The organism is Vibrio fujianensis (assembly GCF_002749895.1).
GTDB classification, from domain to species: domain Bacteria; phylum Pseudomonadota; class Gammaproteobacteria; order Enterobacterales; family Vibrionaceae; genus Vibrio; species Vibrio fujianensis.
The window spans coordinates 114,811-125,138 of the sequence record NZ_NBUS01000042.1; the positions used below are offsets into that span (position 1 = coordinate 114,811).

Consider the following 10,328-nt stretch of genomic DNA (forward strand, 5'->3'; position numbering starts at 1 on the left):
CCTCTTCTGACGATGGGTTCTAACAAGTGCATCGGCAATTGATTGACACGCGCTCGATGTTGCAGTGCTGCTGGCAAGCTAGAATAATAACGTTCAGATTTACGACGCAAACGATGGCGACTGATGACACCTTTTCGCCAACGCACAAGGCTATTTTCCGGTGATTCTATCAAAGGTGCGAGGCCTTCAATTTGAACGAGTCCTGCAACTTGCTCAGGAAAGACGGCACTATAGCAACTTGCGATTAAAGCACCAAGTGAATGACCGACTAATATTAGTCTGTTTGGTGAAATTGTAAGCAGTAGTTGATAAATATCGTCAATATAGTCGTGAAAAGGATAATAACTGGCGCTGGATTTGTGGCTAGAAAGGCCATGGCCGGGTAAATCAATCGCACAGAGAGCCCAATTGGGTGCTAAAGGATGTAACGCCTCTATCACGGTTTGGAAACTGGCTGCGTTATCTAACCAGCCATGTAAAAAAACTAAAGTTACCTCGGCTTGTTTTGGACAGCCAATGGTTAACCCCGCCAGTTGTCCATAATCAAGCGCATATGTGTGAGATTGTAGCATCACTTCACTTCTTGAATCACACGTCCACGGCGTGGGTAATCATCAATAGAACGACAATGAAAATGACCACAAGGGAAAAGATAAGGGCCAATATCATCGATAATAATCCGCTCTTCGACTCGCCATAAATAGTAGCCCTTCACTTTCATGACCGGGAAATGGTAATCATATTCTCCCACGTTTCCCTGCTCTGATGCCGCAGTGGTACCAATCATGGAGATCAAACGCCCAGGGCCATAGGTGACGGGATCAAGAAACCCATCCACATATCCGACAAAACGCCCTTGAGGTTCATGCGCTAAATTCGGACGACCTGATTGATCAAGAGGTAGATTCACAATCTCAATTCTGGTGCTATCAGTCAGGTTGGTGATTTGGGCAATCACGCCGCCTAAACGAACCTCTTCATATGCGTTAGCTGGCCTTTTAGACCACTCGGTGTAATCAGAAATTACCGATTGTTGTTCGCTCATCAATTGAGGAGGAAGAGAAGCACAAGCAGTCAACATCATTAGCAGCGAAAACAAACCGAGACGAAATGGATGGTGCATCATGGGATTTCCCCTTTGGTTAGATATACATATCGACACCGAGCATTTGGGCAAGTTCCTCTTGTTTTGCTTGATTCATTACCCCTAAGTACTCTTCTATGGCTTTACGAGCCTGACCTTCCGGCAAATCGTAGTGCAACCTTGCGCGATCAATATCAGCGAGATCGACTTGGCGAATCGAGTGAGAAACCGCATCGGCCACTTTACTGGTTTGGCTAACTCTTGATTGCCCTTTCGCCCCGTCATTTTTCTTCGCTTTGGAAGTTTGCTGGGTATTCGAGATTCGGGCGGGGGGCAAGCCGTTAATTGCAACCATACTGCTCCTCACTCACTAAGTTTACTATTCGCTTAAATCGTACCCACGATTACCGTGGTTCGATCACGCACGCCCCGGTAATTTTTTCCAAGCAACCGTATCACGTAAATAAATCGGGCTGGTTTCTTCAACAGCAAGCGTCCGACCTTGTTGCCACTCTTGATACGCTAATACCACCATATCTTGTGCTTGTGGGTAAAGCACTCCGCTTTCTTGCTGGACAAAGGGTAAGCTCGAGAGTTTGTCTTGATAGGCCGCCCAACCTGTCCCAGCGGTTGACCACACTTGAGATTCACTTTCCTTCCCCAAGCTCGCTAGCAATGATTGCGGTGCAACGACCGATTCGGTATCAACCGTTAACCAAATGCCATTTTGTTGACGTTCAAAACGCGCCCAATACACTTCGCCCATTCGGGCATCGATCGCACACGCAACTCGAGTTACCCCCTGCTCACGATGAGCGCCTTGCGCTAAAGCGGCTAAAGTCGAGACTCCTATCATGGGTAAATCGGCACCAAACCCTAAACCTTGTGCAATTCCAATGCCAATACGAACCCCAGTAAAGCTACCTGGGCCTCGACCAAACGCTAAGACATCCAGCTCTTGTAAGGTTAATCCCGCTTCTTTTAACACCTCATCAACCATGGGTAAGATTTTTTTGGTATGGTCACGAGGTGCAACTTCACTACGCGAGTAAATGTGCTCACCAACCATCAAAGCAACAGAACAAGCTTCTGTTGCGGTATCTAAAGCTAGAATTTTTGCGCTCATGTGTTTCTCTAATTGATTGCGGTTTCTGATTGAGACTGCAGAAAGTCTTTAACCACCTCTAAATCTCGAGTTCGAGGAATTGGTGGTAAACTAGCAAGAAAGACACCACCGTAGTCACGAGTAACTAAACGGTTATCACAAATGATCAATGCGCCTTTATCTTTCTGATCTCGAATGAGTCGTCCTACACCTTGCTTCAAGGTAATTACCGCCTCTGGCAATTGAACTTGAACAAATGGGTCCCCACCTCGTAAGCGACAATCTTCAATACGGGCTTTTAGCAGTGGATCATCAGGTGCAGTAAACGGAAGTTTGTCGATAATAACACAGCTTAGCGTATCGCCTCTAACATCAATTCCTTCCCAAAATGCGCCGGTTGCCACTAACAATGCGTTACCTAGTTCCATAAATTCCGCTAGGGTTTTCTGTTTACTGGTTTCCCCTTGTAATAATACTGGCAAGGTTAAACAAGCTCTAAATCGCTCGCCTAATTCCCGCATCATACTGTGAGAGGTGCAAAGGAAAAAACAGCGCCCTTGGTTTTGTTCAATCACTGGGGCTAACATTCGCACCAATTGATCCGCCACTCCTGGACTGTTGGGTTCCGGTAAATAACGCGGGACACATAAACGAGCTTGCTGCTGGTAATCAAAGGGGCTGGGTAAAGAGAACTGCTCACGGGGTTCTAACCCTAACCGATGAGTAAAATGGCTGAAATCATCTTGCACCGCTAAGGTTGCAGAGGTGAAAATCCACGCGCCCTCTTTGAGAGTGATTTGTTCTTGAAATTTATCGGCCACGGATAGTGGCGTAATGTGTAGGCTAAAATGACGCGGGGTTGTATCAAACCAATAAGAATATCCTGTTACGGACACATCGCAAACTCGCTCAATTCGACCTTTAATGGAATTTGCACGCTCAAATGCCGCATCAAGTAACTGGCTTCGTCCTAAAGCAAGTTTAAGAACATCAATGGCAAAATCTAAACTTTCTTGTAATCGTTCAATTTGCCGAGCGATCGCAACCGATGCCATCGCATCACGCCAGTTTCCTCGAAATCCGCAATCCCCCAGCAAAATACGTAAGTCCATTGCGCTTTGCAGTAATTTATCGCCAATTTTCTGCAATTGGCGCATGTCTTTAGCTTCGGTGCGATAACTAATTTCAATATCTTTTGCCAACTCCTGAATTTGTCGGCTCGATACTGACTGACCAAAATACTGGCTGGCAATGTCAGGGAGCTGATGTGCTTCATCAAAAATAAACACGTCAGCTTCGGGGATCAATTCACCAAATCCGGTTTCTTTAATAGCAAGATCAGCAAAAAAAAGATGATGGTTAACCACAACAATCTCCGCATCCATTGCTTTACGGCGCGCTTTAGAAACAAAACAATCTTGATAGCTTGGGCACTCTTTTCCTAAGCAGTTGTCGTTGGTGGAGGTAATGGTTGGAATGATAAGGCTGTCTTCCGGTAGCGCATCGCATTCACCAAGATCACCGGTTTTCGTTTCAGATGACCAGCTACGCACCTTGACCAGTTGAGTCAATAAGGTCGGATCGCTTCCGTTATTATGACTTTCAATCATCTGGCGGCTAAGTCGATCAAGGCAAAGGTAATTGGCTCGTCCTTTGAGTAACGCCACTTGGCCATGAAAGCCTAATGCATTAATCATCAACGGTAAATCACGATGAAAAAGTTGCTCTTGTAAGTTTTTTGACCCGGTACTGATGATGATTTTTTTGCCACTCAGTAGGGCTGGCACTAAATAAGCGAAGGTTTTGCCTGTTCCTGTTCCAGCTTCAACCACTAATTGCGATTGTTGCTCAATGGCATTAGCGACCGCTTTTGCCATATCGACTTGTGCTTGACGCCCTTGAAAGCCAGGAATGGCCTTGCCCAAAGCTCCATGTTGAGAAAAAGTTTTCGCGATCATCCTAAAAACAAGTGCCGTATTGAATGATGCGATTATGGCAGGTTTCCCTACCTAGCGCGAATTCAAATCGCATTCGCACTAGGTGAGAACTTTATTTACGATTTTATTTGCGATTGAGGTAACGGGATAACCAAGCGGGTGCATCATAACCATCACTCGCAGAAGGCATCATCGCCTTCGCTGCATCAACTGGAGAGGCTTTGCTTTCCCACATCGCATCCAGTAATGCTTCATCAATTGGATTATCCCCCATAAGAGCATGCACTCGCTCGACATACAATTTACGTGCAAGTAATTCTTTATCCATAAACACCACCTAGCGTGCGCTCTGTTTAGAGTCGAAAGAAAAAGCCGTTATCTTCTAGCCATGATTGTTGTTGAATCTCACTTGATAATAGATTAATTATAGACCTTACTGTGTGGGCTGCATCACCGTTCTGGCTGCCCTCGATTTATTTTTATACTAAAAAGTATTCATGGAAGTTATTAATGGAAAGAAAAACCCTTCTGACGCATTGTATTGATGCCCCAGGCCTGATCTCAAAAATCACCAATATTTGTTACAAACACCAGCTTAATATTATTCATAACAATGAGTTTGTAGATAACACCAGCGGTCATTTTTTTATGCGAACGGAGCTTGAAGGGTATTTCAACGACACCACGCTGCTTGCAGACTTGGACAACGCGCTACCGAGTGGTACAAAGCGAAAATTGATCGACTCAGCACGGAAACGTATCGTTATTCTGGTGACCAAGGAAGCACACTGTTTAGGCGATATTCTCATGAAAACCTATGATGGTAGCCTAGATGTTGAAATTGCAGCGGTAGTTGGTAACTACGATAAACTGCAAAATTTAACCGAGAAATTTGATATTCCTTACCATCATGTTTCACATGATGGGCTGAATCGTCAAGAGCATGAACAGAAAATGCTGGAAGCGATAACGCCTTATCAACCCGACTTTCTAGTACTCGCAAAATACATGCGAGTTTTGACGCCAGGGTTTGTGGAAAAATTCCACCACAAAATCATCAATATTCACCACAGCTTCTTACCTGCCTTTATTGGTGCGAAACCTTATCAACAGGCTTATGAGCGTGGCGTGAAGATCATTGGTGCGACTGCACACTTTGTCACCAATGACTTAGACGAAGGCCCAATTATCAAGCAGGATGTGATTCCGGTTGATCACACCTTCAGTGCACAAGATATGGCACAAGCGGGCCGAGATGTTGAAAAAAATGTTTTAAGTAAGGCGCTCAATAAAGTCATTAACGATCATGTTTTTGTTTATGGTAATAAAACCGTTATTTTATAGCGTCTCATCAAGCATCATTGAAAAAAGTGAGGGCTGACGCCTCGTTCAGCCCTTCGTTTAAACTATCGTTATCAATCAAGACAACCTCAAGATGCTGAGATCATTTTATAGTGTTAGCGCAAGCTCTACCCCTTGACGAATGGCTCGCACGGCATCAAGCTCGCCAGCATGATCTGCACCACCGATCACATGCAGCTTATCCCCAAGCTGCGACCACTGCTCTTCAAACGGTCGAACGGATTCTTGCCCTGCACAGAGAATAATATGGTCAACTGCGAGATGCTGGTGCTCTCCTTCCACAGTCACATTCAAACCGGTTTCATCGACGTTTTCATAACTGACACCACCTAACAGATGTACACCACGTTTTTCTAATGTACGTTTATGAATCCACCCCGTCGTTTTACCGGGCCCACGGCCTACTCGGCCTTTACGACGTTGTAGTAACCAGACTTGCTGTTCGCTCAATACCTCAGGGTAGGGATATAGCCCTCCAGCATGGGCCATTTCTTTATCTATTCCCCATTCATGTAACCAATCGTCTAAGCTATTTTCTTCTGGTTCGGTTAACATGGTTGCAACATCTATTCCGATACCTCCAGCACCAATAATTGCAACGTTTTGCCCAACCGGGGGTTTTTCACGAATCAGCGTTTGATAATCAATCACTTTTTCATGATTAGTGATACCATTGAGTTGAACTTTTCTGGGTTCAACACCGGAGGCCATCACCACCTCATCGTAGTTGGCTAGCATATCGAAGCTAACTTGGCAGGCTAGGTGTAACTGTACTCCCGTTTGATCAATTCGATTGGCAAAATAGCGGATGGTTTCTCTAAATTCTTCTTTCCCTGGGATTTGCATCGCCAAACGAAACTGACCTCCAATTCGGTCATGCCGTTCAAATAGATCCACTTGATGACCACGTTCAGCCAATGTGGTCGCACAAGCAAGCCCTGCTGGCCCAGCTCCGATAACCGCTATTTTTTTCTTTATCTCAACCGGTTGCGATGTTAATTCCGTCTCGTAACAAGCACGTGGATTCACCATGCAAGAAGCACGTTTGGCTTGAAAAATATTATCCAAACAGGCTTGGTTACAACCAATACAGGTATTGATCAAGGCGGCTTTCCCTTGCTCAGCTTTGAGGACAAATTCCGCATCGGCCAAAAATGGTCGAGCCATCGAGACCATATCCGCTTGCCCACTAGCAAGAATTTTCTCCGCCTGCTCTGGCGTATTAATCCGGTTACAGGTTACAACGGGCACACTTAGATGTGATTTGATTTTTTCAGTCACCCAGCTAAACGCCGCTCGCGGTACTTGAGTCGCTATTGTTGGAATCCGAGCTTCATGCCATCCAATTCCAGTATTGATAATGGTCACTCCTGCTTGCTCCAACGCTTGGGCTAATTCAACCACCTCTTCAAAAGTACTGCCCTCCTCGACCAAATCAAGCATAGATAAACGGAAAATAATAATAAAGTTAGGCCCCACCGCCGCACGAATAGCTCGAACAATTGCCAAAGGAAAACGCATGCGATTTTGATAGCTGCCTCCCCAATCGTCGTAACGAACATTAGTTCGCTTACAAATAAATTGATTGATAAGATAGCCTTCCGACCCCATCACTTCGACACCGTCATACCCTGCAAGCTGAGCAAGTTCAGCACTATTGGCAAAGGCATCGATCGTTTTACGGATTTGTCTGACACTCATCTCACTGGGCGAGAATCTAGCAATAGGCGCTTTTATGGCCGAAGCACTTTGAGCAAAAGGATGCATGGCATAGCGACCAGCATGAAGTAATTGCAGCGCAATTTTTCCACCATGGCGGTGCACTGCATCGGTCACGACTTGGTGTGCTTTGGCATGTTTAGCTTTACTAAATTCAGCACTAAGCGGATGCAATCGACCACGAAGGTTAGGAGAAAAGCCCCCAGTTACAATCAAGCCGACCCCACCTTTGGCTCGCTCTTCATAAAAGGCAGCCAACTTATGTAAACCTTCTTTATGCTCTTCAAGCCCGGTATGCATTGACCCCATCAACACGCGATTACGCAGTTGGGTAAATCCTAAATCTAATGGCTGTAATAAGTGTGGGTACATAGGCGACATCACTTTTGTTGGTCTCATCATGGTCGGACCAGAATAATCTTGCCCTTCATAAAAATCAAACAAGTGTTTACATTTTTGTAACACTGATCAATCTTGTTGTTTGGATATGACAGATCACGTAGGATGTTACACACTATGATCAGGACCTCATTCACGGTTGCATTGGAGAGACAATGAGACAGTTATTCCGATTTATTGGGCTGATATTTAAAGGATTTTGGAAAGTTATTACTTTTATCCGTTTAGCCCTCACTAACCTTATTTTCCTATTAACCATCGCTATTGTTTACTTTTTGTATCTCAGTGCCGACGCTCCAACGCCTGTTGTGGAAAAAGCTTCAGCTCTTGTACTTAACCTCTCCGGTCCCATTGTTGAACAAAGCTCTTATCTCAACCCGATGGAGTCTTTCAGTGACTCATTATTTGGTCGGGAAATGCCCCGAGAAAATGTCTTGTTTGATGTCGTTGATACACTTCGTTATGCAAAAGATGATGATAGTGTCACAGGGCTTGTGCTCGCGTTACGAGAGATGCCTGAAACTAATTTAACCAAGCTGCGCTATATCGCTAAAGCGATCAATGAATTTAAATCGTCGGGTAAACCGGTTTATGCGATCGGGGATTTTTATAATCAAAGCCAATATTATCTTGCCAGCTATGCCGATAAAGTTTATCTCGCCCCTGATGGCGGTGTGATGTTACGCGGCTATAGTAGCTATAATTTGTACTACAAAAGCCTACTAGAAAAACTCGACGTCAATACTCATGTGTTTCGTGTCGGTACTTATAAGTCTGCAGTTGAGCCCTTTATCCGAGATGATATGTCTGACCAAGCAAGAGAGTCAGCCAGTCAATGGTTAAGTCAATTGTGGGGCGCTTATATCAGTGATGTAGCTGCTAACCGTAAACTAGAGCCTCAACGTTTGAACCCGACCATGGAAGAGTTTTTGTCATTATTAAGCAATGCTTCCGGTAACTTAGCTGACTTATCCCTCTCACTCGGTTTAGTGGATCAATTAGCAACGAGACAACAGGTGCGTCACGAACTGGCTCAAGTTTTTGGCAGTAATGGTGAAGACAGTTATAACGCGATTGACTACTATCGCTACCGTAATACGATGAAACCGACCTTGATTCGTCATGCTGACGATATTGCGATTATTGTTGCCAGTGGAGCGATTATGGATGGCACTCAATCTCGCGGTAATGTCGGCGGCGATACCGTTGCAGGGTTATTGCGTCAAGCTCGTAATGATGCAAAAGTCAAAGCAGTCGTGTTACGAGTCGATAGCCCAGGAGGCAGTGCATTTGCATCTGAGGTAATTCGTAATGAAATAGACGCGCTGAAAGCGGCTGGAAAACCGGTTGTCGCCTCAATGTCAAGCCTTGCGGCATCCGGCGGATATTGGATATCAATGAGTGCCGATCAAATCGTCGCGCAGCCCACCACCTTAACCGGTTCTATCGGGATTTTTAGTGTGATCACGACTTTTGAAAAAGGACTAAATAAACTGGGCATTTATACCGATGGCGTCGGTACATCACCTTTTTCTGGCGTTGGTATTACCCGCGGATTGGACGAAAATGTGAAAGATGCGATCCAAATGGGGATCGAAAATGGCTACCAACGCTTCATTACGTTGGTCAGTAAACATCGTAACCTACCGCTTGCAGCGGTTGATAAAGTCGCACAAGGACATGTATGGACCGCGAAAGATGCCCAGCAGTATGGTCTGGTGGATACTTTAGGTGATTTTGATGATGCGGTAGCTATCGCCGCACAGTTAGCCCAACTCGAACGCTATAACCTTTACTGGGTTGAAGAACCCCTCAGCCCAGCCCAACGCTTTCTGCAAAGTCTCTTAAGCGAGGCACAGGTAAGGTTTGAGATCAATTTGGCGAGTGTGGTTCCTGCTGTTTTTCAGCCAGTAACACAGCAATTGATGCAAGATGCCTCTATTCTCAATCAACTCAATGATCCTAAAGGGTATTATGCACTGTGTTTAACGTGTCAAAGCCAGTAAAACGGCGAGATTAATGCTCGCTTACCCACATGATAGATTAAGAGGCACTTTCTAGGACTGTGCCTCTTTTTATTGCAGAAGTTTTCGCTATAATTTTGCGTCTGTTCCCTACAATAAGCGATACCCCTATGACTAGAAAGCATATTTATATTGCCTACACTGGCGGTACTATTGGTATGACCAAATCCGACCATGGTTATGTACCTGTCGCTGGATTTATGGAAAAACAATTGGCAGGTATGCCTGAATTCCATCGTCCAGAAATGCCGCTATTTACGATTCACGAATACGATCCATTGATTGATTCCTCTGATATGACACCAGAAGATTGGCAAATCATTGCTGATGACATTCGCGATAATTACGATAAATATGATGGTTTTGTCATCCTCCATGGTACGGATACCATGGCGTATACTGCATCAGCCCTATCGTTTATGTTTGAAAATTTAGGTAAGCCCGTGATTGTCACTGGCTCACAAATCCCACTGGCCGAAATTCGCTCTGATGGTCAAGCCAACTTACTTAATTCATTACACCTTGCAGCAAACTATCCCATCAATGAAGTCACTCTGTTTTTCAATAATCAATTAATGCGTGGAAACCGAAGTACCAAATCACATGCTGATGGTTTTAGTGCCTTTACTTCACCAAACTTACCCCCATTATTAGAAGCGGGTATCAATATCCAAATTAGTAACAATGTCAAAGTCGAC

The 10,328-nt window shown here is 44.8% G+C and carries 10 protein-coding genes; 3 read left to right on the forward strand and 7 right to left on the reverse strand.

Annotation, left to right across the window (positions count from 1 at the left end):
* The 6 genes from B7C60_RS09405 to B7C60_RS09430 form a co-directional block, all read right to left on the reverse strand.
* Positions 1 to 572: alpha/beta fold hydrolase (locus B7C60_RS09405; RefSeq protein WP_425445504.1), on the reverse strand; the 572-nt coding region annotated here is incomplete at its 3' end.
* The gene (locus tag B7C60_RS09410) at positions 572 to 1,126 is read right to left on the reverse strand and encodes a Slp family lipoprotein (RefSeq protein ID WP_099611427.1); all 555 of its coding nucleotides are present in this window, start codon (positions 1,124 to 1,126) and stop codon (positions 572 to 574) included. The genes B7C60_RS09410 and B7C60_RS09405, both read right to left, overlap by 1 nt.
* Positions 1,127 to 1,142: 16 nt before the next feature.
* Positions 1,143 to 1,439 (reverse strand): chromosome partitioning protein ParA, encoded by a 297-nt coding sequence (locus B7C60_RS09415; protein ID WP_099611428.1) that lies wholly within the window; start codon positions 1,437 to 1,439, stop codon positions 1,143 to 1,145.
* A gap of 63 nt (positions 1,440 to 1,502) precedes the next feature.
* On the reverse strand, positions 1,503 to 2,210 hold the full coding sequence (gene tsaB / locus B7C60_RS09420; protein ID WP_099611429.1) for a tRNA (adenosine(37)-N6)-threonylcarbamoyltransferase complex dimerization subunit type 1 TsaB: 708 nt from the start codon (positions 2,208 to 2,210) through the stop codon (positions 1,503 to 1,505).
* Positions 2,211 to 2,218: 8 nt separating this feature from the next.
* The gene (yoaA, locus tag B7C60_RS09425; RefSeq protein ID WP_099611430.1) at positions 2,219 to 4,147 is read right to left on the reverse strand and encodes a DNA repair helicase YoaA; all 1,929 of its coding nucleotides are present in this window, start codon (positions 4,145 to 4,147) and stop codon (positions 2,219 to 2,221) included.
* Between the two features lie 103 nt (positions 4,148 to 4,250).
* A complete protein-coding gene (locus tag B7C60_RS09430; RefSeq protein WP_099611431.1) occupies positions 4,251 to 4,454 on the reverse strand; it encodes a hypothetical protein in 204 nt (67 codons plus the stop codon).
* Between the two features lie 182 nt (positions 4,455 to 4,636).
* On the opposite strand from B7C60_RS09430, the gene purU reads away from it, so the two are divergent.
* A complete protein-coding gene (purU, locus tag B7C60_RS09435) occupies positions 4,637 to 5,470 on the forward strand; it encodes a formyltetrahydrofolate deformylase (RefSeq protein ID WP_099611432.1) in 834 nt (277 codons plus the stop codon).
* A gap of 105 nt (positions 5,471 to 5,575) precedes the next feature.
* Here the strand turns inward: purU and B7C60_RS09440 are convergent, their stop codons facing one another.
* Entirely contained in the window at positions 5,576 to 7,579 is a 2,004-nt protein-coding gene (locus tag B7C60_RS09440) for an NADPH-dependent 2,4-dienoyl-CoA reductase (RefSeq protein ID WP_099611658.1), read from the reverse strand.
* A 182-nt stretch (positions 7,580 to 7,761) separates the two neighbouring features.
* Between B7C60_RS09440 and sppA the strand changes: the two genes are divergently transcribed.
* A complete protein-coding gene (gene sppA / locus B7C60_RS09445; protein ID WP_099611433.1) occupies positions 7,762 to 9,612 on the forward strand; it encodes a signal peptide peptidase SppA in 1,851 nt (616 codons plus the stop codon).
* Positions 9,613 to 9,740: 128 nt separating this feature from the next.
* Positions 9,741 to 10,328, forward strand: a 588-nt coding sequence (gene ansA / locus B7C60_RS18790) for an asparaginase (RefSeq protein ID WP_245869125.1), incomplete at its 3' end; no start/stop codon positions are given.